Here is a 23,353-nt window from a genome sequence, read left to right as displayed (position 1 = left end):
ATGGACTGAATTTTATCACCATGAACTGGAATGTGTCAAACTTATTTTTCAGGATCACTCGCAAGATATTCGATAGTGAAGGTAGGTTAGAACCTTATGTCACTATTTTATTATCAAAATGATTTGTATCCTAACCTACGTATGCGTTATGATAATATTGCAACTAAATATGGATACCGTCCCTAAGATCTCCGGTCTGCTAATAGATAGGGGTCAACATATTATGACGTCTAAGGAGGGTGTACGACACATGCAAATTCAAGTCAGCGATCAGGCGGCACGATGGTACAAGAAGGAACTAGACCTTCAGGCAGGCACGTTCGTTCGCTTCTTTCCACGATATAGCTCAGGCGGAGGCCTCCATCCCGGCTTTTCGCTCGGTATTTCGGTAGAAGAACCAAGAGAAGCGGGACTGACGGAGCGTTCCGAAGAGGTAACATTCTTTATGGAAGAACAGGATCTGTGGTATTTGAAGGGATATACGCTACGCGTGAAATATGAGGAATCCTTGGATGACATTTCGTATATTTATGAAGAAGAGGGCGCAGTGAATTAACCTGATGAGAGACTGCAGCGCCATCTAGGGAAAGGAGGTTCCCAAGATGAGCGTATATCACCGTGATATTCGCCAATACATCGGCAAACGTTCGGTGGTTCGTGTGAAAGCGGCGGTGCTTGTGCTGAACGATAATGGAGAGATTCTGCTCCTGAAACGGCAGAACAAGGACGAGTGGGGACTTCCAATCGGAACCCTGAAGCCCGGCGAAGCTCTTGAAGACACAGCGTCCAGAGAGCTGTGGGAGGAGAGCGGCCTGACAGCGGATGATATGCGACTCTTGGATCTTGTATCTGGTCCGGAGTATATGAAGAAGCAAATTGGTGGAGATGAAGTGTATTATGTGATAGGTGTGTATGAGGCAACTGGTCTGCACAGTGCCATTCATTTGTCCCCTAATACGGAAGTATCTCTTAAATATTTTGATTTTCAAGCATTGCCCGCAATGGATGCGATCACGGTCCGCTTGCTGGACAAGATTAAAAAGAACAGCTGAGGCTTAGTTAGTGGTGGCAGTTTTATACGCTTTAAATTCCCCGCATGGGGAATTTTTTTCGGTCAACATGAGGAGTCCCTGCCCCATTCAAACCGGGGGGAAGGGACTCCTTTTGCCATGCGAAGGTGTGCACATATGATCATTAGGGCTGCCCGGACAGCGGGACCTCCAATGCAAAGTCAAAATCGTCGATATCATATACCTGAACGGGAAGAGCGCTTTCGACGATACGCTGAATCAATTCGTATTGATCAGTCAGTATGGGAGCCTCGGTTCTTTGGGATGCCAGCAGCAGCTCAGTTTCAACAGGATCAAAGGATTCCCCATAAGGTGCGGTGTCCATGGTGTTCATGACCGAGACCCGAGTAGTTTCACTAACGGGAATGGTAGGGCTCTTGGACCAGGGAACCTGCAGGGCACGCTCAATTTTCTTTTTGTTCAGCGGCTCTTCAAAATAGGAAATCAATTCGCCGATCTTTATCTTGACGTGCTGGTCATCAGCACTGCTATTCATGAGATGCTCTTCGGTGGTATGAAGCTCATATAATTCCAAAATGGTTGTGTACGGAATGATATACTCGACGGGTTTCGGTGGTACTAACAGCTGACCGTAAATAGCCAGCATGACGGCCTCCGTCACGAAAATTCTGGTCATGACTAAATCCTCCTGCAAGACATGATACAATTCATAAGTTTAGAACTAATAAAGCATTGAAGTTCATAAATGTCAACTGCTCTTCGCCTAACAAGCGCGTGGATCCTACTTAACAATAACGTCCATCGACTTACTTTCGCAGAAGACAGACCGCGGGTTAAAGGTGCTTTTCTTGCGATTATTGAATGGATTCAGCTTCGCAGAAAACTCGTAAATTCTATAATCTAAAGAAAGGGGCTTTGATCACCATTGAAATCATGGAAAATCTATTATCCGTTTGTTAAGCCATACATGAAGTGGATCATTCTGACCCTTATTATTGGCATGATCAAATTTGCAATTCCGTTATTACTGCCCATGATCATGAAATATGTCGTGGATGATTTGCTGATCAACCAGCAGATGACGATCGAACAGAAAATTCAGGATCTGATGTGGATTCTTGCCGGGACACTGGTGCTGTTTGTCGTGGTGCGTGGTCCGGTGGAATACTTGCGGCAGTATTTTGCCCAATTCATTACCAGCCGTATTTTATTCGATATGCGTAACCGGTTATATGCCCATCTGCAGCGGTTATCCCTCCGTTACTATCAGAATACCAAGGTAGGCGAGGCGATATCACGTTTTATCAATGATGTGGAACAATCCAAGAACCTGGTGGAAGTCGGTATGATGAACATCTGGCTGGATATGTTTACACTGCTGTTCGTGTTAATTGTCATGTTCTTCATGAATCCCGTATTGACGCTGGTTGCCATCTCGATTCTTCCTCTATATGGACTAGCGGTGAATTTGTTGTATAAGCGGCTTAAACGTCTGACTAAGGACCGGTCGCAGGCTCTCGCCGGCATCCAAGCGTATCTGCATGAACGGATTCAGGGGATCTCGGTTATCCGCAGTTTTACCCTGGAGCGTTACGACCAGAAGAAATTCGAAGGGATCAACGGCAATTTCCTGAAAAAAGCGATGGCCCAGACCCGCTGGAATGCGCTCACCTTTTCCATTATCAACACGCTCACCGATATTGCGCCTATTCTGGTTATCGGTTATGGGGGATACCGGGTGATCCAGGGAGATCTGACATTAGGTACGTTTGTTGCCTTCTTTGGTTATCTCGACAGGCTGTATGCGCCCCTTCGCCGTCTGATCAATTCGTCAACGGTGCTAACGCAGGCTTCAGCGTCGCTGGAGCGGGTCAAGGAGCTCATGGACGAGCCGTATGACATTGTGGACCGTCCGGATGCCAAAACGCTTAAAACAGCGGGACAGATCGAATTCGACCGTGTCTCCTTCAAATACAACGACGCTGCCGGTTGGGTGCTTCAAGATATAAACTTAACCATTCGGCAGGGGCAGACGGTTGCGTTTGTCGGCATGAGCGGCGGCGGTAAATCGTCTCTGATCGGACTGATTCCGAGATTCTACGATGTACAGCAGGGCGCGGTGAAGATTAACGGTCACGACGTCAGGGATCTGACGCTGGACAGCCTGCGCGGATCGGTGGGCATGGTCCTGCAGGACAACTTCCTATTCAGCGGCACTGTCCGTGAGAATATTCTGTTCGGCAATCCGGAGGCGGATGAAGAGAGAATCGTCGCCGCTGCCAAAGCTGCCAATGCGCATGATTTCATTACCCAGCTGCCGCAAGGCTATGAGACGGAAGTGGGTGAACGCGGCGTCAAGCTCTCTGGCGGACAGAAGCAGAGATTAGCGATCGCTCGTGTCTTCCTCAAGGATCCGGACATTCTGGTGCTGGATGAAGCGACGTCGGCGCTGGACTTGGAGTCCGAGCATCTGATACAGCAGGCGCTGCAATCCCTGTCCAACAACCGCACCACATTGATCGTGGCCCATCGCCTGTCAACGATTACGCACGCCGATCAAATCGTTGTGCTGGAGAATGGCAGAATTACAGAGCAGGGAACGCACGGCGAGCTGATGAACCTGGATGGAAGTTATGCCAGACTATATAACGTGCAGCATCTAGAGAGTTAATACGAAAGACCCGTCCTTCTGAGGCATGGTGTTGGGCCATGCTTCAGGGAACGGGTCTTTATTTTTGAGTAAAGGCTTATTTCTCGATATTCTTGAATACCGTATCATAGGTCATCTGAATATATTCTAGCGTCTGCCCGTGTAATACCATATTGTTCACTAAGGTGATCAGCAGGAACAGAATCATGATGCCGGTCAGAGCTTGTTGAATCCGGAAATTCTTCGTTTTGGCAATAAACAGCGCTGCAAGCACAAACACGGCAAACAGATAATGTCCTGCGTACAAGTACAGATCGTAAGCATAAGTGGCCAAACCGAACCCAACGATGATGTGCAGCAGAATCGCGAACAGGATATAGATGGCAAATGCCCAGGTGTCGCGGGAGCGGATGCCTTTCATGAAGGACAGAATCGCAAGAATAAGCATTCCGATCCCGACGATATGGACATGAATCGGATACGGCTTGGCCAAATTCGTCACGAATGCCGCGATCCCCGGATCAATCATGGCAAGCTCCGGCGACAGGATCGGGCTTACAAACAGCATGTAGAAGACCCGGGAATGGTGCTCGAATGAAAAAGGAGAAACATAGCTGAGCGCACCGTTTTGTACGCTTGAAAACACGTTGGCGATCCAGGACTTACCTGAGAACAGCAAGTGTTGAAGCACGGTTACGATAATCACCATTCCCAGAAAAGCCAGCATAATGAGGATGAAGCGTTTAAAGGCATCCTTCCAGCGTCGATCGAACAGACTGATCAGGAGCGCACCTGCGAACGTTGCCACATTCGTAGAGGTGATGCCGAAATTAATCAGGGCCAGGGAAGCATTCGGCATGACGGCATATCGATTCGTAAGCCGGCAATAGTGTAAGTAGGCGGCTGATAAGATGATCATGAACTGCGCATAAGCATAGGAATCCGGTATGAACGCCGTGAACAGCGTATACGAGCTGATACCGAAGAAAGCCGCAGTTACGAAGGACAACAACCAGCCGGCTCCGCTTCTTCGGACGATATAGTAGACCAGCGCAGCGCTTAAGGCATTCAATACCGATTGAATCAGAAGATAAGGGAGGTTCGCACTCCCGATCATCGTCGTTAACGGACTGGTCAGGAAATTAATGAATGGATGGATGATCGAGATATTCTCCGGTCCATATTCCATGGAAGGATCGAAGTTGAACAGATTCAATGTGAATGGCGCACCATAGAACGGGCTGTGCGGCATCAACTCGGCTGCATGATCCTTAATGTAGGTCACGAACGGAAGGTTCATGAAAACATACCATAGGACAAGACAGATACTTAGGCCGATCGCCGTGTAATTATCTTTTTTATGTCGGAATAAATAACTGAAAAAAGTCATGTTTTACGCTCCACCAATCTTTCCATTATATATGTACTGTGAAGAGGCTTTAAGCTGCGTTCGCTTACCAGATCAGCAGAAGCAATCCGGAAATAATAAAAGCGACGCCGGCGATCTTGCGGATCCCGATGGTTTCCTTGAATACCCATTTGGCAAACAACAAGGCCCACAGGAACGTCAGTGCGTTGGCAGGCATAACCAGCGTATAGGGAAGCTCACCCAGAAGGTATATGTTTAACAAGGCTCCCAATCCGTAACTAAGAAAACCGACTAGCAGCAGCTTGATTTGTTTGTTTGCGGTATACCCCTTGAAGAATACGCTCCCCAGCGAGCCAAGCAAAGTCATCAGAAGCAGGAGCAAGTATAGGAATCCGTCATTTTTCATAGGACGTTAATGTCACCCCGATTCCGAGCAGGGCTACGGCTGCCAGTTTTTGCAGGGTTAACGGTTCATCCAGAAAAAAGTCACCATAAAACAGAGCCACAATATAGCTGATGCACATTAGGGGATAAGCAACGGACAGCTTCTCCATTGAAAACGATTTGATCATGAGTATGGCTCCGAGGCCGTAACAGATAAAGCCGATTCCCATATACAGCAAGTTGGCGTGTCCCCATTTCCAGAACAGCTGGCCGGTAGCCGTCAAGAATGCCGATAAGACCATGAGCAGCTTGCCCAAATGGCGCGGGGAGCTCTGCGCTTTTATCTGTTCCATGTTAATCCCTCGCATCCCTGAGCGGATTTGTGATTGATCAAATACTTGTGTTTGACGAGCCCGAACATCGGGAGGTCGGACAAGGAGTCGGAATAAGCGCAGGAAGCTGCATAGTCAATGGTCAGCTGCCGCTCGTTCAAGTACTGCTGAATCCGGTTCACTTTTTCCTCCCCCTTACAATTGTTCCCTTCGATCATCGATGTAAAGCGTCCGTCCCGTACGGAAAGCTTGGTAGCGATCACCGTGTCGACACAAGGAAGCTCTGCAAAGTATCTCATGTAAGCATCGGGGGACGCCGTTACAAGGAGCACATGATAGCCCTCGCTTTTTTTTCGCTGCATTTCCTCCAGCGCAGCCGGGAAGATCGCAGGTTTCAATTCCGTTTCGTAAAAATGTTTCAGGTCGGCATCATCCATATGGCGCATCGCATGAAAATAAGCGCTCTTTGCTTTTTCAGCTCCCAGAAGACGGAGCTTGTACAGTACGGAGTGAAGCAGGACTTTCAGTATAACGGGGGCCGTGGACGGTTTTTTTCGTATGCCATACTTTAAAAATTGAAACATGGAGTCCGAATGGATGACCGTTTTGTCGATGTCAAAGATTGCGAATTTCTGATTCATATCATTTCCCTCAATTTACCGATTCTGTATTATTCAAAGTATACCAAAATTCCGATGACGCTGATGACATAAAGGATCACGGTGACCAGGATGTGAGCGTCCTCCAGGAGCACCCGGTCCGGAGCCCCGCCTTTTTTCTCGATGTGAATCAGATAAAGATAGCGGAACATCCCGTAGATAACGAGTGGTATGGTCCACATAAGATGAACGGTTCTGCCGGACGTAAAGGTAAACAGCGAATAACTGATGATGGTTGCTGTGGTGACAATGCTGCTCATCTGATCCAGCAGATCGAACGAATATTGATCGAGCACCTTGCGGTGAGAGCCCTTGTCATGCTGCAGCAGATGAAGTTCATGTCGTCTCTTGCCAATCGCCAGGAAGAGCGATAACAGCATCGTACAGAGAAGAAACCATGGCGTGAACGGGACGTGGATGACCAGTCCGCCTGCGATGGCACGCAGCACAAACCCGGCCGCGATAATCATGATGTCAATGATGACAACATGCTTCAGCCGGAAGGAATAAGCTACGTTCATGGCAAAATAGAGCACCAATAATACGGTAAACAGCGGATTGAGCAAATAAGATATGACCAGCGAAGCGATCAGCAGCAGCGCGCCGAATCCAATAGCCAGCTTAGGCGGCAATGCACCCGAGGCCATGGGACGGTATTTTTTCACCGGATGGTTGCGATCCGCTTCGCGATCGGCATAATCGTTCACAATGTAGACGCAGCCGGACACGAAGGACAACAGAAAAAAACCGATCAGGGTGTCGAATAGCACGCCGGGATTTACCCCTTCAAAGGAGAAGAGGGGAGCTGCAAATATGAGCAAGTTTTTGGTCCATTGCTTAGGCCTCAGCTGCCTGAAGAGCAGCATGGGAAGCTGTTTAAGCGGAGCAGCGACCGATTCGGTATTCGTTGAAGACAATGGTGTTACCTCCTGATACATCATATTTCATAAGGATTTACGAGAAATAGCGCTAAAACACGATAGCTATCATACCATAAAATAGACTATATATGGTAATGATCCGTTGGTTGCGAAGCTTACATATAGAACAAATAAACCTCCCCAAGCGTTCACGAGTTGGCAGGGAGGTTATTGTTCTGCTTATTAATTGTAAAAAGAGAAGGCTGCATTCGGTTCCTCATGATTTGCCGATCAACAGGGACAGCAGACCGGCCGCAATGAGCGGCCCGACGGGTACGCCTCGGAACAGGGCTACCCCAAGCACCGTGCCAACGAGAAGACCCGCAACCACGGTGGGATTGGTACCCATCAGCGTGGCACCCCGGCCGCCCAGGTATGCGACAAGCATGCCGACGGCGATGGCCAACAGCGATTTCCAGTTCAGGAATGATTCGCCGATCGTTTGCAGACTCATCTTTCCGCTGGCCAGCGGTGACATGACACCTATGGTGAGAATGATAATGCCGAGTGTCAGTCCGTATTTCTCCAGCCATGGGAATGCTTGCTGAAAACCGGTTACGCGGATGAGAAGCAATGCCAGCATCGCAATGGTCACGGCAGAATTGCTGCTAATAATACCAAGTCCCGCCATAGCCAGCAGGATGAGTGAAGTTACGTCCATGGGGAATCACTCCTTATGTTTAAGATATCAGAAAGTTAGACTACGAAGCGTATACCTTCCTGATATCGTAAGAAAAACATCATAAAAACCGGCCTGTCCTCAGGGAATGCACGACGTTTATCGTTTAAGCGTTCGAAGCCAGATGCTCAGCAATCAGGCGACCGTGTAATCTGCCTGTCTCAATGAACACCTCATTGGCGTTGCGGCCGGATGCAATGACGCCTGCGACATAGAGTCCCGGAACGTTGGTCTCCATCGTATCCGGATTATAAAGCGGCTTCTCCATGTCTTCGTTCAGTTCAACGCCGGAGGAGGCAAGCAGCTTGCGGTCAGGACGGAATCCGGTCAAGGCCAGTACAAAATCATTCTCAATGATTGTTTCCTGGCCTTGATTCGATAGAACGGTAATGGAAGATTCCGCGATTTGTACGACACGCGAGTTCAGGTGAAGCTGGATATGACCTTTTTGCACCATGCTGTCAAACAGAGGACGTACCCAAGGTTTGATGTTTTGTGAAACTTCCTCACCCCGGTATACCATCGTCACCTCGGCTCCGACACGGATAAGCTCCATGGCAGCATCTACGGCGGAATTGCTGCCGCCGATGATCGCGGTTTTCATTCCTGCATATGGATGGGCTTCCCGGAAATAATGGGTTACTTTCTCCAAGTCTTCTCCGGGAATGCCAATATAATTCGGATGATCAAAATAACCCGTAGCAATGACTACGTGTTTAGCTTCTCGTATGGACTCTACACCACCGCGGCGCTGGGTCTTCACCTGGAAGCTCCCGTCGGGCTGCTTGGTTATGGTGAGTGCTTCTTCGTATGGGGAGATTTTTAGATTAAAGTGTCTGGCAACTCTGCGATAATAGGCCAGCGCCTCGTGCCGAAACGGTTTATCATTCGATATGGCGAACGGAACATCTCCGATTTCAAGCATTTCGGCCGTACTGAAAAACTGCATATGTGTTGGATAGAGATAAATGGAATGAACTACATTGTGTTTATCGATGATCTCGCAGCTGAGGCCCTGGTTGCGGCATTCAATGGCAGCTGAGAGACCGCATGGGCCTGCGCCGATAATTAAGACGTCGAGCATGGTGAACCTCCTTATGTATTAGCCTTGCGTTTAGATCAGCATTATAATCCTACAGCAAATAAGAGGATAAATCCAGATTGGGCGGTATGGAGCCTGGCTGAATTGACTTCAAGCATAAAGGATTTGACAAATACCATCAATTTGATTACCATCTAATTAGATTAACATTAAATTAGATGGTTATGAAACTTGTTATTAGGAGGGAGGAAAAAAAGATGGAAACGACTGCTAGCGAAGCCTATAAAACAACCGTTCTCCGGAATTTTATAGCGAAAGACGGAACGCTGCGTTCCATTCCGGCCCAGTACAAGAAGAAACTCGTCATATTGGAATACCTGGTAGAGCAACTTGAAGCGGGGAAGGAATATCCGGAAAAGGATATCAATGCGTTTATCAAGCGTTATTATGCCGATTATGCGACCATTCGGCGGGAATTTATCATTCATCAATATATGAGCCGTGATCATGAAATCTATATACGTAACCCGCGCGAGTTATGGACCCAATGGGAAAAGGTTTAAATGGGATTATCACAAAAAGCCACCTTTCACTGCCTAAGCAGTTGAAGGTGGCTATTGTATATAACGATCCGTGTCATTATTCCGTATAAGTTCGATTAGAAACCGGCAGCAGCCTTTTTAACGAGCTCAAGACCGTTCTGAACGATCATTTCTGCTTCATTAGGGAATTGGTTGTGGCCTTCGATGATCAGGGTTTCGATATCCTGTACGCCCCATTGACGAAGATTGCCCATTACGAAGTTAACAGCCATCTCAGCTGCAGCCATAGGTCCTTCGGAATAGTTGCCGCCGCGCGCATTCAGGATGACGACTTTTTTGCCAGTCACGAGACCTACAACGCCTTGAGGGGTATATTTGAACGTTTTGCCTGCTTGGTTCAGGTAGTCGATATAGGTATGAAGAACGGCAGGTACGGTCATGTTCCACAATGGGAAAGCAAGCACGATTTTGTCTGCAGCAAGAAACTGGTCAAGATATTTGCTCACATTCGATGCAGCCGCCTGCTCTTCCGGTGTAGCTTCCAATCCTTGGGCAGCTTTAAACATACCGTTGATGGCAGTGCTATCATAATAAGGAAGATTCTCTGCAAAAAGGTCAAGCTCCGTGATGTGGTCTTCCGGATGGCTTGCTTTGAAGGACTCCAAAAACGCATGGTACATTTTTACGCTTACCGATTGTTCGATAGCTCTGTTGTTTGCTTTGATGAATAGTACATTAGACATGTATGAAAACACTCCTTGTTGTTAGGTTTACTTTATAAAGTATAGTATATTTCATTTTTATTGTTTGTCAACAACGTCTCAATGTACGATATCGATATTACCGGAGTACGTTTCCACTTGGATGGTATCGGTTGTTTCTTTCAATGACTCCGGCGCCGAGACGGATCCCGACAGTGTCTTAAGGTCATAGAAACCGCGGAATGACGGGTCAGGCTGTACTTTCACGTTGCCGGATCTGCACAGGATATTAACCGATGAAACGCCAAGCAATCCTGCGTTTACGTTACCGGAAGTGACCTCGATGTCCAAGGGACCTTCCATATTTTTCAGCACGACATTTCCCGAATGATTGACGAGCCGGGTGGATGCCCGAATGTCAGAACCGCGAATGCTTCCCGAAATGTTCTCAACGCTTAACTGCTCGGCTTGTATTCCGCTCAAGTTAATACTGCCTGACTTCACGGAGATGTCAACCACCTTGGAGGAAGCTCCGCTTACCTGGATATTATCGGAGATGGTCGACAAATCGAGTTCGTCCAGTTGCGTGGTTGATGGAAGTACGATGGTCAGTGTTCCTTTCGGTGAACGAAAGTCCACACTCATCAACTGAAAAGTGGAAGGAGTAGTCAGATCCAATTTCACCTCAGAGCCTGATGGATTAAAGTTTTTAAGAATATCGACATGCTCCGGTTTTAGTTTGCCGTCAAACGCGATATATCCGTTCGAATCGCCGCTGTCCTCAAATGCGAAGCTGATATTAATATTGCTGGCAATCGTTAATTTCTTCAAATTTTCGGCATCCTGCAGATCCCATCGATTCTGATAGCTGACAAGATCTTCTCCGAATTTAAACTTGTTCGCAGCCATGCCGACGATTCCTACCAATATAAGTGCGATTGCTAAACTGAACAACCATTTTCTGTTCACTGTGCGTCACGTCCCTTCAATAAACGCGTATTCCATCTGGAGTACCTCAAGGTTAACGATAACAACCCAACCATGGCTGAGCGTGTGGCATATCCGAGGAAGATGCCGATTCCGATCAAAGAGATAGATAAGAATAATTTGGCCGGATAAAACGTTCCGTTTACGATATAGTCAAGCAGAACGAGCACCGGGCTCAGCAAGGTTGCCAGGGCTCCCAGAGCAATAGCGACGCCTCCGGACCATAATGCCGCAAGGAAGGGGACTGCCACCAATGCACAGAAGAACAAACCGACTCCTACTGCATATTTTCCAAAAGAAGACGGTCTTCGGATCGCTGCCGGAGCAGGCATATCCATATCCACATACCGGTCGCCTAACGCTTCCTTAGCCATCTCAAAAGGATCTCCCAGTTCACGGGCGATTTCCTCTTCAGTTCGTCCATTCTGCATGCCAATGACAAAATGGGACGCCACATCATGAATGAATTCCCGCCGTTCGTCGGGAGGAAGCGCGGCAAGACGCGATTCCAAAATTGCAATAAACTGTTTTTTAGTCATACAAATTTCCTTCCTCTATCAGATTGGTCACATTGCCCACAAAAGCTTGCCATTCCTTTACCAAGGCTCTCATATAAATCACTCCGCTGGGCGTCAGCTTATAATATTTACGGGGCGGACCCTCGGTCGATTCCTGGAGGTACGTCGTACAATAGCCTTCATTAACAAGTCGGCGAAGGAGAGGGTACAACGCCCCTTCGGCTACCTCAATATGCCTCGATACCGCTTGGGCCAACTCGTAGCCATACTGGTCCTTGCGATGGATTAACACAAGCACGCAGAGTTCAAGAACGCCTTTTTTGAATTGAATACTGACATTCATACGGCAAATACCTCCTTTCATAAGTCCATGTTCATGATGTAAACATGAGGTAGTGATTAATATTCAGTAGTGGTTCTACAATAAGATATCACTAAGTACTGATCAATGCAAGGTACTGATTATAAAATGGGTTATTACCAAAACATCGTCGAATCATAAGAAGCTTTGTTGAACGTAAGAAAGTCTCGTTTAATCTTGAAAAGGCACGGTTAATAGAAGTTATCAGAACATAGGGTCGTTTTTCCAAGATAAGAATGGAGGGATGAACAGTATGTCCATCGATCGGTTTATATTAAAAAAATTGGACAGTTGCCAGGAGATGACAACGCGGAGAAATCTCGTGAAATTGTTTCAAATCCGAATTCAGAGAGCGCAGATAGCCGAGGATCGTCATTACGGGTTATAATGGAGTTAAACAAAAAAAGGGCTATCCCTCTTTTTTAAAAGAGAGATAGCGCAAGAGAGTCGTTTTCGCTTTTGCTGTGAAGAATTGCCTCGGATCCCTCGATTTCAATGCTGATCAGGGAGTTGAGGCATTTTTGCAGCGCCTTTTTGCCGGTTTGAATTTTATGGTCAAGCGCGCTGGTTAGCAGTTTTAATACTTTCTGTACCGGCTGCTTGCTATCCGTTGTAAAGTATACGGGAACCGGCTTATTTTGGAACATGATAAGTGTTTTCATATCAATCACCTCACGAAAGATTTTTCATGATATTTGCATTATAAATTGCCAATCTTAAAATAACCTTAAATTCATAGAATTAATCAGCATCATTTTTCAGAGCGTGACATTTTTGTGAACGACGCTGTTTTACCGACGAAAAACCCGGGTTTACCCTATAATCAATATATAAATAGTCCCTCAGGACTAATAAACCCGCATGAAAAATAGGAAATAGGAAATATGACACAAATTGACAGAACTGACCCTGGGATGATATTATTACAATAATGTAACTATTTTTTGTAACTATTGAAATAGGTGATTGGACTTTGCATATGGAATAAACATAAGGATTACCATGTTTGGGAAGGCAGGTTGGCTAGATGATACTCACCGTGATCAGCGGTCGAAATGAAGATGATTGGTTTGATATCGACGTACCCGATGAGTGCTCCATTGAACGGTTGAATGAGCTGCTGGGGCTACGTCTTTTTCGTGAACCCTCGGGTGAAGGGATTCAATATATATTAGAAGCAAAGTTCCCGGAAGGCTTGTGGTTTACGGTAGGCGGCCATTCTAACCTCGTTGAAGCGGGACTTAGGGAAGGCTCCTATATTCGTTTGCAACGGGCATTCTCAACAACCACCGAGGAAGCTCCTGTCTATGGCAGAAGATCGTTGTTTCAAGAAAGCTGAGATTGGGTAAGTAACCCATTGGTTTTGAATGAAACAGCCACATACATAATTGTACATTTCAGATGCTCTGGATTAGGAGGAAGTGACTTATGAACGTGTTGTACCAACGTTCGCCGCGTATTAGACCGGCTTTACCGAATGAAGACATGGAGATTCTGAGACCGCCGTCCGAGCCGAGCAAACCGTCGTTTTCGATGATTGCCATCATTATCCCGATTATTATGACGGCTGCGACGGTCGGTTTCTATGTTTATATGAACGTGAGCGGCAAAATGGGGAATACCAACTACATGATGTTCCAGATGCTCTCCATCTTTATGATGCTGACATCCTACACGCTGCCGTTCTTCATGTATTTAAGCAACAAGAAGACCTATCAGAAGAAGCTGGCTGAACGAAATCAGAAGTACCGGGCACAGCTTGATCTGCACCGCGAAGAGCTCAAGGAGCGGCAGGAGGATCAGGTACACATTCTGTTTGAAATCCATGGCGATCCGGACGTGTGTTACAACGTCGTAAAGAACCGGAGCAGCAGCTTATGGGAACGCTCCCCGGAAGATAAGGACTTTCTGGAGATTTGCGTGGGCAAGGGAGAGGTTCCGTTTTACATTAACGTAAAGCCTCCCCGCGCGGATGGGTATGACAAGGACCCTTTGATCGAAGCAGCTGAATTGCTGTCTTCCGAATTTCAGTCCGTCGACGATGCATCGATTGCGCTGCCGTTATTCGAATCCAAGGTCATAGGGATCGTAGGCGGAAGAGAGCGCGTATTAAATATGCTGCGCGTGATGATGGCCCAAACGGCTGTGCGGCACTCACCCGATGAAGTGAAGATCGCCGCGTTCTACGAAGAGAAAGAAGCGAGCGAGTGGCAATGGCTGCGCTGGCTCCCACATACGTGGGATGATGATCGATCCAGCCGCTATCTTGCGGATCGACGGAGCAATGCCCATCAGCTTGCGGATGAAATATTTACTCACTTATACCGGCGTAAAAATAATCGTGCCGAGCATGGGAAGAAAACGATTGAGACACCGGCATACGTGGTGATTTTATCCGCTACCCAATTAATCGAGGAAGAACCGCTGCTGCCTCTGTTGATGGAAGATGCCGAAGCGACCGATGCGGTTACCATCATCTTGTCCGACCGCAAGGAAAGCTTGCCGATGCACTGCCAGCTTATTGTAGAGGTTGACCGGGAGCAGGCGGCGTATACGATTAAGAAAGCAGATGGTACGGTCTCCAAGCAAACTTTCCAATCCCATCATATTAGCAGGGAGCAAATCGAAGCCTTGGCCCGATACATGGCGCCGATCCGGCTGAAACGATCCTCTGCGTCGGATATCCCAAGCGTTTTGGCACTCTTCGAGATGATGGATATTCAAAAAATCAACGATTTGGATGTACACAGACGCTGGCAGCAGAACCGATATCCGGATTCATTACCCGTTCCGATGGGAGTCCGGGCGGGCGGAAAGAAGATTAATTTGAATCTTCATGATAAAATAGAGCGTCAAGGTCATGGACCGCACGGTCTGATTGCGGGAACGACCGGTTCCGGGAAAAGTGAGGTTATTCAATCCATTGTTGCCTCCCTGGCATCCGAATTCCACCCTCATGACCTGGCATTTATGCTTATTGATTACAAGGGCGGCGGCATGTCGAACACGTTTGTTAACTTGCCGCACGTTGTAGGAACCATAACGAATCTGGATAACAATCTAATCGAGCGCGCGAAGGTGTCGCTGAAAGCCGAGCTGGTTCGCCGCCAGAAAATATTGAACGATGCGGGAAATCTGCAGCATATCGACGAGTACTACAAGCTGCTGCGCAATCGGCATGGCGAACCGCTTCCGCATCTCGTTATTATCATTGATGAATTTGCACAGCTGAAGAAAGACCAACCGGAATTCATGGATGAATTGATCAGCATCGCCGCTATTGGACGAACACTCGGAGTCCATCTGATTCTTGCGACTCAGAAGCCGGCGGGCGTCGTGGACGATAAAATTTGGAGTAATTCGCGCTTTCGGATCTGCCTTCGGGTACAAAGCGAGGGCGATAGCCGTGATATGCTGAAGATTCCGAATGCAGCCTGGATTAACAAGCCCGGACGAGGCTATTTTCAGGTGGGCAGCGATGAAGTGTTTGAAGAAATGCAATTTGCCTGGAGCGGTGCTCCTTACATTGAAGAGAAGGATACGCCTGGCGCAGTGGTTATTCGGGAGGTGCGAATCAACGGGAAGAGTGAGCCTCTGCTTGCATCTAATCCTTCCCTGGGAGCGCATCTGGAGGTACCCAAACAGCTCCAGGTGTTTATCGACCATGTAGCGGAAGTTGCCGAAGAGCAAGGAATCGAACGGCTACAGGGGCCTTGGCTTCCACCGCTTCCGGAGAGCTTGGATCTGGAGAGCATTCAGTCCGGGACCGAGCTGCAGAAGCAGGAGCTGTTCGGTGATTCGGCGCTTGTGTCCTACGTCGGGATGGTTGATGATCTGCCAAACCAATGCCAGAAGCCGTTGATGCTCAATCTCGAGCAAGGCCACTGGGCCGTGTACGGCATGCCTGGACTTGGAAAGACCACCTTTATTCAAACGATGCTGATGTCGTTAGCCAGTCGGTACACCCCGGACTTTTGGCATGGGTATATCGTGGATATGGGCCGAATGATGCGGGACTTTACAGGGCTTCCACATATCGGAGGAGTCATGACGGCGGAGGAAGAGGATCGCATCAAGCGCCTGTTCCGTTTTCTGACGAAAACGGCGGCGACTCGCAAGGACATGATTGCCGAAGCGGGTGTGAAGACTGTTGCATCCTATCGCCGGGGCAACACAGGACCCGTTCCGCAGCTGGTCGTGGTTATTGACGGTTATCTGAATTTCCGGAACTCGTATCCGGATGAGAATGATATGCTTGAATACCTGCTGCGAGAAGGCGGCAGTCTGGGAATAACGTTTGTCATTACGGCGAACCGAATTTCGGATATGTTTGAGAAGGTTCGAAGCAACATCTCGCAAGCAGTGTCGTACGAACTGGCCGATCCTGCTGATTACTATTATGCGGTGGGGCGTCCAACAAGAGCCCCCAGCCAGCTTCCACCGGGAAGAGGTCTGGTCAAGGGGCAGGTGCCGCCGCTTGAATTTCAGACGGCCTTGCCGGCTTCAGGCCAGGAAGAGGGGGACCGCTCCGCAGCGCTCCGCGATATGATTCGCACTCACCGGGCAGCGTGGCACGGGGAGGAAGCGCCGCGGATTGAGTCACTGCCGGACAAGATTCCGCTTCATCAACTGCTGAAGGTACAAAAGCCTTACGAAACAGCAGGTATGGCGAAGTACCGGGTTCCTGTCGGAGTGGCTACGGATGATTTGACTCCTTTTGCTATCAATCTGGAGGATGGGCCGCATTTTATTGTGGCGAGTCCGATGGAAGGCGGTAAAACGTCATTCCTTCTTAGCTGGATGTTATCACTTGCATATCATACATCGCCGGATGAGCTGGAAATCTATACGGTAGATACGCGCTATGGTAGCAGCGGTCTGAGTCGGATGAATCATCTTCCGCATGTCCGTGGACATGCGGAGAATGAGGAAGACCTGGCTCCGCTCATTTCAGGTCTTTATGAACGGGTTCAAACCCGGTCGAAAGACAGTGAAGACCCGACGATCCTGCTTATGATTGATGACGCTGACGTGCTCAGCAAGCAGCTTTCCGATTTTACTTTGAAAGACCAGCTGTCAGCCATCGTCAGACAGGGGAGGGACCGCCGGGTACATGTTATCGTTGCCGGTGTGCCGGCCGATTTCCCGACGTATGGCGTCGATTGGTTTACTGATATTAAGGCTGCACAAAACGGATTTTTATTCGGAACATTGGATTCCAACGATTTATCGTTCTTCAGAATTCCTTTTTCCGAATCCGCTAATAGTCCTGGAGGACTAAAAATACTCCCGCCAGGACAGGGGTACTACGTAAAACGCAAATTTTCCAGAATAAAAGGCGCAGTTCCGTTTGATGACGAATGGAACGCCCAAAGATGGGTCACAGAAATTCGCGACCGATGGCATGTTGTAGTTTGAGGGGAGGTGGCTCATAATGTTGACAATTCATGCTTCCAAACAAGAAACGATCACGCTGAATGACAAGGAATTTTTCTTCTTGGCTGGAATTATCGGATCGGACCGATTACTTGGTGTTGAAGATCCATTTGTAGGATACTTAACGGAAGAAATCGCGGTTGAGTGGGAGAAAACCAAACAATCGCTCCTAAGCAAGCAATATTTGATTCAAGAGGAAGGCGGGGAATTGTCGATTCCACCCGAGGTCTTCTCAAGAGTGGCTATTGCCGGACTTGCGGAACGTGCGTGCTGGTTGAAATATGAAAATCAGGATTCGGCGTTTGAAGGATATCTGCATGTTACGGATGAACGGGTAATACAAGTATGCAGAAGCGGCGAAGACAATCGATGTTACCTGCTAAGCGAACTTGGCACGATCGAACAAACCTGCGATCAACTGGTGCAGGATCTGGCCCTAAGCGACCAAAACTGGGGGGATATTCCGGCACTTCTCCTTAGCCGGAAGGAATTCGGAGATATTTACACCTCCGTTTCCGAACAGAACAGCGATGATATCGGCGATCGCTTGGCCAGGTTGACCGATGATGCGGAAGGTTCCATCGCTTTAGCGAAATGTATGAAAAACAAGGTGTCTTCGGGGGAACTCCAGCTGTCGATTTGGAACGGAAACAGCTGGGAAAGTCAAAATGCAGCATTTATAGTGAACGAGTCCATGAATTGGCTGCTGCGTATGAGCCTGGAGGGAGACCAGGACTGGTTAACCGCAGCACCAGCGACCAAAGAGCAGTTTCGTCATATGCTACTCATGTGGCTGAAACAGTAACAGAGCCTGTATGAAAGGTGAGGACCAATGCGTATTTCTGTCGAGCCGGAGTCTCTCCGGACGTTAAGCCGTCAGCTGCAGCATAGTGGCGATGAATATTTAGCGATTACGAGAACGCTCAACCAAGCTATGGAATCACTCGTTTGGGAGACGTCTCTCAAAGCGGCGGTTATTGATGAGTGGCAGTCTGCCCGGAGTCTTGGAGAGCATCTGGGAGCTCTTCTTGCTCAGTTGGGCAAGCATCTTCAAAGCAAAGCCGATCAATTTCAAGAAACGGATCATCAGTACCATACGATTTTGGAGCATGCCATCGTAAGTACAGTATCACCGACGGCTCTGTTTGCCGCTTCCGGCATGGAGGGGCGCTCATCCATATTACCGGAATATGGCAATTCCTCGACGGTTATATCGAACCCGAGTTCGGTAGCAGCTGCCGTGGGCATGACCAGTGGAGACAACGGAGATTCGGCTAAACAAGCCGCGTTAGCCGGGCAAAGCTGGACCTTTACCGATCCGTCTTCGTTTGGCATTGCCAACTAAACTCCTATTCCTTTCGGGAAAATCGGGATGGTAAATGTTTCAAATTGGGACGTATAGGGTAACTGGAAATTAGGTCTGAGGACGCTTTGATAAACTGAGGCTCATGGGCTAAGATGTCAAGTGTCACCAGAAAACGAATTTCTAGGAGGTTACATAAATGGCAGGACGTATTTTAATTACGCCAGAACAAGTTGAACAAGTAGCAAACCAATTTAAACAAAGCGGTGATCAAAGTCAGCAAATCGTTAACAGCCTGACTCAATCGATCAACGGCATGGAAGGTCAATGGGATGGTATGACGAAGCAGCGCTTTTTCCAGGAATTCCAGGAAGCAAGCCGTTTGATGAACTCCTTCGTTCAAACGCTTGACAGCATCAGCAATGAGCTGAAAGCGATCGCTCAGAAATTCCGTATGGCTGACGAATCCCGTTAATATCCATTCGGAGACTTTTGCTTTATAATAGTTTAATAGGCAGAATAAACCGGGTGGTAGACAACCCGGTTTTCTTGCAATTTTGGATGTTTAGAATATAACCATGTGGTTAATAGAGTTATATAGTTAGGTAACGGAGTTAAGAGAGGATGACGTTCATGACATTTCAGCCAAACCCGGGCGATGGGATTGTTGTAAATGGAACGGCTTATACAGTAGGGCAGCATCCCGCAGCGCCAGGCGTAGCCTATGCCCAAGCTGGGCGTCAGGGAATCGTATACCAGTTGATTCCTGTGGACGGGGAACTGCATGAAGCCAAAGCACTAAAGGTATTTTTTCCTAAGTTCAGAATTCCGGCTATGGTGTATCAATCCGAACATATGGGGAATTATCGCGAGATACCGGGTTTGCAGGTAAGCAGTCGAGAGGTGCTCACTCCCGAAAGAAACGGAGATTTGATAGCGGAATATCCGGATTTGCTCTACGCGGTCATCATGCCATGGATTCATGGATGTACTTGGTTTGACGTTATAAGCGATCAGCGTAATCTGGGACGTTCTGATAGCCTGATGCTTGCCAAGGCATTGGCAGCTATCGGCTCAAGCATGGAGCAGCGCGGTTTAGCCCACTGTGACCTGTCTGCGCCTAATGTCATGCTTCCGTTTTTTTCGGAAGTGAAGCTGCCGGAAGGCGCTGCCGCCGTTGAGCTTGTCGATGTGGAGCAGATGTACAGTCCCAAAATGGATCGACCTGATGTTTTGCTTGCTGGCTCTCCTGGATATGCGGCTCACCGTACGGTGCATAGCGGGTTATGGAGTTCATATGCCGATCGTTTCGCAGGTGCTGTTATCATTGCGGAAATGCTGGGATGGAGCGATCCGGCTATCGTGAATCGGGCATGGGGCGAAAGCTATTTTGATCAGCATGAAATGCAGACCCCGTGCGAGCGTTATTTTTTACTGAAAAAATCGCTGGGTCAGCGTTGGGGTACACGGATTGCGGATCTGTTCGGCAGAACCTGGGACAGTCAGGATTTGAGCAGCTGCCCTACCTTTGGTGAGTGGCTGATTGCTTTATCATCCTTGAGTGAAGAAGAAGTAGTCGAGGAAGCGCAAGCTCCTGTAGCCGCTGCTGCTGCTCATGACGACAAGGCGGATGAAGCCCGTTCTGAAACCGACCAAGAGGTGCCGGCTGAAATTATGGCATCGCTTGGCATAGAGCCAGGCACCCGAGAGGTCAACGACAATGTGGTTGGACGCTTGTTTCATCAAGCCCGTGATCTGGAGGATGCGGGTAATCTTTCCGGCGCGTTGGAAATATTCCGCTCCGCGTATCATTTCGTAAAGAAGGACAGTCCGCTTGAAGTGGAGCTTGCCGCCGCTATACAGGGGCTCGAAGAGCAGCTGCGTCCGGCTGAAGAATCATCCAACAAAGGCATTAAAGCACTGTTGTTATCCCGTAAATTCATGCTCTCAACCGCTGCGGCTATCGTCATATTGGCAGGTTCTGCGATTACGGTGAATCAGATTCTGGCGGAGAAGGCAGAGAGCCGTCAGCTTACTGCTCAGCGATTAGCCGAGCAGCAAGCGCAGGAGAAGGAAGAAGCAGCGCGTAAACAAGAGGAAGAAGCACGGAGGCAGCAGGAAGAGGCTGCCCAGAAAGAGGCAGAGGCTAAGAAAGCGGAAGAGGAGCGCAAAAAGGCTGAGGAGGCCAAGAAGGCTCAAGAAGCTGAGCAGGCACTGAAGGAACAGGAGAAAGCTGAGCTTCAGGCCAAGTATGAGAAGCAGGCGAAGTATGAAGCTTATCTGGCATCACTTGAAGAGAAGAAAAAGAAGCAGGCATTGCAAGAGAAATATGATAATCAGGCCAAGTATGAGGCGTACTTAGCTCAGCTCGAAGAGAAGAAGAAAAGACAGGCACAGGAAGAGGCGGCAGCTAAGGAAGCTGCCAAGGCGGAAGCGGAGCGCCAGGCGCGAGCCAGAGCTGCCGAACAAGCCCAAGCCGCAGCACTTCAGAAACAGCGTTCCCAAAACGTTGTAGAACTGGTTGCTTTATATAATAAAGCGTATAATGCGCAGGTGGCCGGGAACAAAGACCGTGCTAAGAATGCCGCACGTGAATTCATACAGTTATATAACAAGGATAAGGCCTATTATAAAACCGTTGGTAAAATGAGCAGCCGCCTTAGCAATCTGCAGAAATTCATAAGTGACGACAGCCACTGGATACCAAAACTGTAAGGAAGTAAACATGACGAAAATGCAGGGGTGAATGTTATTCACGATGAACTATACCATTCAAGCATCACAGCGCACGCCAGCGCTCATTATATATCTGATTGATATCAGCGCGTCCATGAACATGCTGATGGAGGACCGGAGGCGGATCGATGTCGTATACGAGGCCTTGTCCCTAGCCATTCGGCAAATGGTATTTCGGTCCACGAAGGGCAATCGGCTGACGCCTAGATACCGGATTGCCATCCTTGCATACAGCGATGATGTCTATGATTTGTTAAACGGGATTAAGGGCATTGACGAAATTGCGGCGATCGGATCGCTTCCGGATTTAACGCCGAAGCGTTTCTCCGATTCGGCGAAAGCGTTCCTGCAGGCCGAGAAAATCCTGCAGTCGGAGATTCCGAACATGCAGGATTGCCCCGCCCCGCTTGTGTGCCATATGACGGATGGCGTGGCTACGGGAGAGGATCCGGAACCGATTGCCCGCCGCATCATGAACATGAGCGTTCCGGACGGCAACGTGCTTGTGGAGAACATATTCATATCCGATCATCTGATGAACCAGCCGATATCCGAACCGCGCCGCTGGAAAGGGATTTTGGCCGATACTTCGCTTGAGGATGAACACGCGCGCAAACTTAAAATGATGTCTTCCGTTCTTCCCGAAAGTTATCGAGAAATGCTGGTTGAGGCGGATTATCAACTGAGCCCGGGAGCTTTGATGATGCTTCCAGGCACTTGCTCTGAGCTGGTGTCCATCGGGTTTCAGATGTCAGCTGCCACGCCGGTAAGGTAAGAGGGTCACAAAGATGAAGCGATCATACGCAAGAAGCATGGAATCGTTGGGAATTCGTAAACGGAAGGCTCAAGCAGCATCGTTTTATTACGAGAGCAAGCAGACCGTGGAAGAACCGATTACGAAGATTAAAGATTTGTTCACATGTCGTTATGCGTATGGCAGAGCGGCAGAATCTGTCATGCTCTCCGAGATGGGTCAGGATTTCATTGCTTTGAAGATGAAGGAAGATGTGTGCCATTTTGTATTGTGCGATGGTGTCGGATTGAGTTATCGGGGCGATGTGGCCTCGCGTCTGCTAGGCCAAGGGTTAATGAATTGGCTGGAGACGGTTGAGGAACTCACGACCGCATCGCTTGAACGCAGACTGAAGGAGCTTACGCAGGAAGCTGATCGGGAAATGCGGACTCATTCCCTGAGTTCCGAAACGCCCAAGCTGCTTCGCGAAGTACTGGAAGAGAAGCAGCGCAAGGGAAGCGAAGCTATGTATATTTGCGGCCGCATAGAGCTCTCCTCGGGTTTTCGCCGCAAAGGAAGATTGTGGCTCGCCTGGCAGGGTGACTCCAGGGTACGCTTGTGGCGCAAGGAAGACGAGATCACCTCGGTATTCGGAGATCGTTTCCGGACCTCGGAACGATGGTCTTCCCGTAGTGGTCCGATCGGAGGCAGTCCTCACGTGTTTTCGTGCAAATTAGACCCGGAGACCGAATATCGGCTTCAGTTATACAGCGATGGGCTCAACGATCTGGATCCGCTGAAGGAGCCGATTCCTGATGAGCAAGTGCAAGTATTAATGAATGCTCGCCATACAGACGGTCTGGAAGATGACGCTTCGTTTTTGGAGATTGTATGGTAGGTTTCTAAGAATGTTAGATGATGATAAACAATGGTCGGACCCAAGGGTCCGGCTTTTTTGTGCAAAAAATTA

Annotated in this window: 25 protein-coding genes; 12 read left to right on the top strand and 13 right to left on the bottom strand. The window is 48.5% G+C overall.

Annotated elements, in window-relative coordinates; translation table 11 throughout:
- The first annotated feature begins 250 nt into the window (after positions 1–250).
- Positions 251–556, top strand: a complete 306-nt coding sequence (locus MKY82_RS21285; RefSeq protein WP_100537990.1) for a HesB/YadR/YfhF family protein — start codon at positions 251–253, stop codon at positions 554–556.
- 46 nt (positions 557–602) lie between these two features.
- Positions 603–1,052 (top strand): NUDIX domain-containing protein, encoded by a 450-nt coding sequence (locus MKY82_RS21280; protein WP_113058703.1) that lies wholly within the window; start codon positions 603–605, stop codon positions 1,050–1,052.
- A 142-nt stretch (positions 1,053–1,194) separates the two neighbouring features.
- On the opposite strand, the gene MKY82_RS21275 is transcribed toward MKY82_RS21280, so the two are convergent.
- On the bottom strand, positions 1,195–1,707 hold the full coding sequence (locus tag MKY82_RS21275) for an ADP-heptose synthase (protein ID WP_194543507.1): 513 nt from the start codon (positions 1,705–1,707) through the stop codon (positions 1,195–1,197).
- Positions 1,708–1,956: 249 nt separating this feature from the next.
- On the opposite strand from MKY82_RS21275, the gene MKY82_RS21270 reads away from it, so the two are divergent.
- Complete coding sequence (locus tag MKY82_RS21270; RefSeq protein ID WP_269468913.1) at positions 1,957–3,702, top strand: ABC transporter ATP-binding protein; 1,746 nt, start codon at positions 1,957–1,959, stop codon at positions 3,700–3,702.
- A gap of 76 nt (positions 3,703–3,778) precedes the next feature.
- Here the strand turns inward: MKY82_RS21270 and MKY82_RS21265 are convergent, their stop codons facing one another.
- The 7 genes from MKY82_RS21265 to MKY82_RS21235 all read right to left on the bottom strand — a co-directional run bounded on the left by MKY82_RS21265 (position 3,779) and on the right by MKY82_RS21235 (position 9,108).
- Positions 3,779–5,071: a DUF6080 domain-containing protein gene (locus tag MKY82_RS21265; RefSeq protein ID WP_339294302.1), complete on the bottom strand. Its 1,293-nt coding sequence runs from the start codon at positions 5,069–5,071 to the stop codon at positions 3,779–3,781.
- 64 nt (positions 5,072–5,135) lie between these two features.
- A complete protein-coding gene (locus tag MKY82_RS21260; protein WP_194543505.1) occupies positions 5,136–5,456 on the bottom strand; it encodes an EamA family transporter in 321 nt (106 codons plus the stop codon).
- The gene (locus MKY82_RS21255; RefSeq protein WP_194543504.1) at positions 5,446–5,787 is read right to left on the bottom strand and encodes an EamA family transporter; all 342 of its coding nucleotides are present in this window, start codon (positions 5,785–5,787) and stop codon (positions 5,446–5,448) included. Before MKY82_RS21255 ends, MKY82_RS21260 begins: the two co-directional genes overlap by 11 nt.
- Positions 5,775–6,407, bottom strand: coding sequence for an HAD family hydrolase (locus MKY82_RS21250; RefSeq protein WP_194543503.1), 633 nt, complete (start codon positions 6,405–6,407; stop codon positions 5,775–5,777). The genes MKY82_RS21255 and MKY82_RS21250 overlap by 13 nt, the downstream gene beginning before the upstream one ends.
- A 29-nt stretch (positions 6,408–6,436) precedes the next feature.
- Positions 6,437–7,291, bottom strand: a complete 855-nt coding sequence (locus MKY82_RS21245) for a decaprenyl-phosphate phosphoribosyltransferase (RefSeq protein WP_233355120.1) — start codon at positions 7,289–7,291, stop codon at positions 6,437–6,439.
- A gap of 271 nt (positions 7,292–7,562) precedes the next feature.
- A complete protein-coding gene (locus tag MKY82_RS21240; protein ID WP_071220196.1) occupies positions 7,563–8,006 on the bottom strand; it encodes a DUF441 domain-containing protein in 444 nt (147 codons plus the stop codon).
- Between the two features lie 124 nt (positions 8,007–8,130).
- Positions 8,131–9,108, bottom strand: coding sequence for a YpdA family putative bacillithiol disulfide reductase (locus tag MKY82_RS21235; protein WP_220684636.1), 978 nt, complete (start codon positions 9,106–9,108; stop codon positions 8,131–8,133).
- A gap of 215 nt (positions 9,109–9,323) precedes the next feature.
- Between MKY82_RS21235 and MKY82_RS21230 the strand changes: the two genes are divergently transcribed.
- Positions 9,324–9,629 (top strand): DUF2087 domain-containing protein, encoded by a 306-nt coding sequence (locus tag MKY82_RS21230; protein ID WP_071220198.1) that lies wholly within the window; start codon positions 9,324–9,326, stop codon positions 9,627–9,629.
- A gap of 95 nt (positions 9,630–9,724) precedes the next feature.
- Here the strand turns inward: MKY82_RS21230 and MKY82_RS21225 are convergent, their stop codons facing one another.
- The 5 genes from MKY82_RS21225 to MKY82_RS21205 form a co-directional block, all read right to left on the bottom strand.
- Positions 9,725–10,351, bottom strand: coding sequence for an FMN-dependent NADH-azoreductase (locus MKY82_RS21225; RefSeq protein ID WP_194543501.1), 627 nt, complete (start codon positions 10,349–10,351; stop codon positions 9,725–9,727).
- 78 nt (positions 10,352–10,429) lie between these two features.
- Positions 10,430–11,278 (bottom strand): DUF4097 family beta strand repeat-containing protein, encoded by an 849-nt coding sequence (locus tag MKY82_RS21220; protein WP_194543500.1) that lies wholly within the window; start codon positions 11,276–11,278, stop codon positions 10,430–10,432.
- Entirely contained in the window at positions 11,275–11,835 is a 561-nt protein-coding gene (locus tag MKY82_RS21215; RefSeq protein WP_071220201.1) for a DUF1700 domain-containing protein, read from the bottom strand. The genes MKY82_RS21220 and MKY82_RS21215 overlap by 4 nt, the downstream gene beginning before the upstream one ends.
- The gene (locus MKY82_RS21210) at positions 11,828–12,157 is read right to left on the bottom strand and encodes a PadR family transcriptional regulator (protein ID WP_071220202.1); all 330 of its coding nucleotides are present in this window, start codon (positions 12,155–12,157) and stop codon (positions 11,828–11,830) included. Before MKY82_RS21210 ends, MKY82_RS21215 begins: the two co-directional genes overlap by 8 nt.
- A gap of 440 nt (positions 12,158–12,597) precedes the next feature.
- On the bottom strand, positions 12,598–12,837 hold the full coding sequence (locus tag MKY82_RS21205; protein ID WP_006211206.1) for a hypothetical protein: 240 nt from the start codon (positions 12,835–12,837) through the stop codon (positions 12,598–12,600).
- 365 nt (positions 12,838–13,202) lie between these two features.
- Here MKY82_RS21205 and MKY82_RS21200 point away from each other — a divergent pair, with 365 nt between their 5' ends.
- From MKY82_RS21200 to MKY82_RS21165, 8 genes are all read left to right on the top strand, one after another.
- Entirely contained in the window at positions 13,203–13,514 is a 312-nt protein-coding gene (locus MKY82_RS21200; RefSeq protein ID WP_071220203.1) for a hypothetical protein, read from the top strand.
- A gap of 89 nt (positions 13,515–13,603) precedes the next feature.
- The gene (gene essC, locus MKY82_RS21195) at positions 13,604–17,593 is read left to right on the top strand and encodes a type VII secretion protein EssC (RefSeq protein ID WP_339218264.1); all 3,990 of its coding nucleotides are present in this window, start codon (positions 13,604–13,606) and stop codon (positions 17,591–17,593) included.
- Positions 17,594–17,609: 16 nt separating this feature from the next.
- On the top strand, positions 17,610–18,416 hold the full coding sequence (locus MKY82_RS21190; protein ID WP_071220205.1) for a hypothetical protein: 807 nt from the start codon (positions 17,610–17,612) through the stop codon (positions 18,414–18,416).
- Positions 18,417–18,443: 27 nt separating this feature from the next.
- Positions 18,444–18,956: a hypothetical protein gene (locus MKY82_RS21185; protein ID WP_071220206.1), complete on the top strand. Its 513-nt coding sequence runs from the start codon at positions 18,444–18,446 to the stop codon at positions 18,954–18,956.
- Between the two features lie 157 nt (positions 18,957–19,113).
- Positions 19,114–19,389, top strand: coding sequence for a WXG100 family type VII secretion target (locus tag MKY82_RS21180; RefSeq protein ID WP_006211202.1), 276 nt, complete (start codon positions 19,114–19,116; stop codon positions 19,387–19,389).
- Positions 19,390–19,547: 158 nt separating this feature from the next.
- On the top strand, positions 19,548–21,629 hold the full coding sequence (locus MKY82_RS21175; RefSeq protein WP_339294301.1) for a hypothetical protein: 2,082 nt from the start codon (positions 19,548–19,550) through the stop codon (positions 21,627–21,629).
- Positions 21,630–21,672: 43 nt separating this feature from the next.
- Complete coding sequence (locus tag MKY82_RS21170; RefSeq protein ID WP_071220489.1) at positions 21,673–22,425, top strand: vWA domain-containing protein; 753 nt, start codon at positions 21,673–21,675, stop codon at positions 22,423–22,425.
- Between the two features lie 13 nt (positions 22,426–22,438).
- Positions 22,439–23,281 (top strand): hypothetical protein, encoded by an 843-nt coding sequence (locus MKY82_RS21165; RefSeq protein WP_220684641.1) that lies wholly within the window; start codon positions 22,439–22,441, stop codon positions 23,279–23,281.
- The last annotated feature ends 72 nt before the right edge of the window (positions 23,282–23,353 follow it).

Source organism: Paenibacillus sp. FSL W7-1279 (genome assembly GCF_037969845.1).
Classification (GTDB): Bacteria; Bacillota; Bacilli; order Paenibacillales; family Paenibacillaceae; genus Paenibacillus_AQ.
This window is presented reverse-complemented; position numbering and strand designations above follow the sequence as displayed.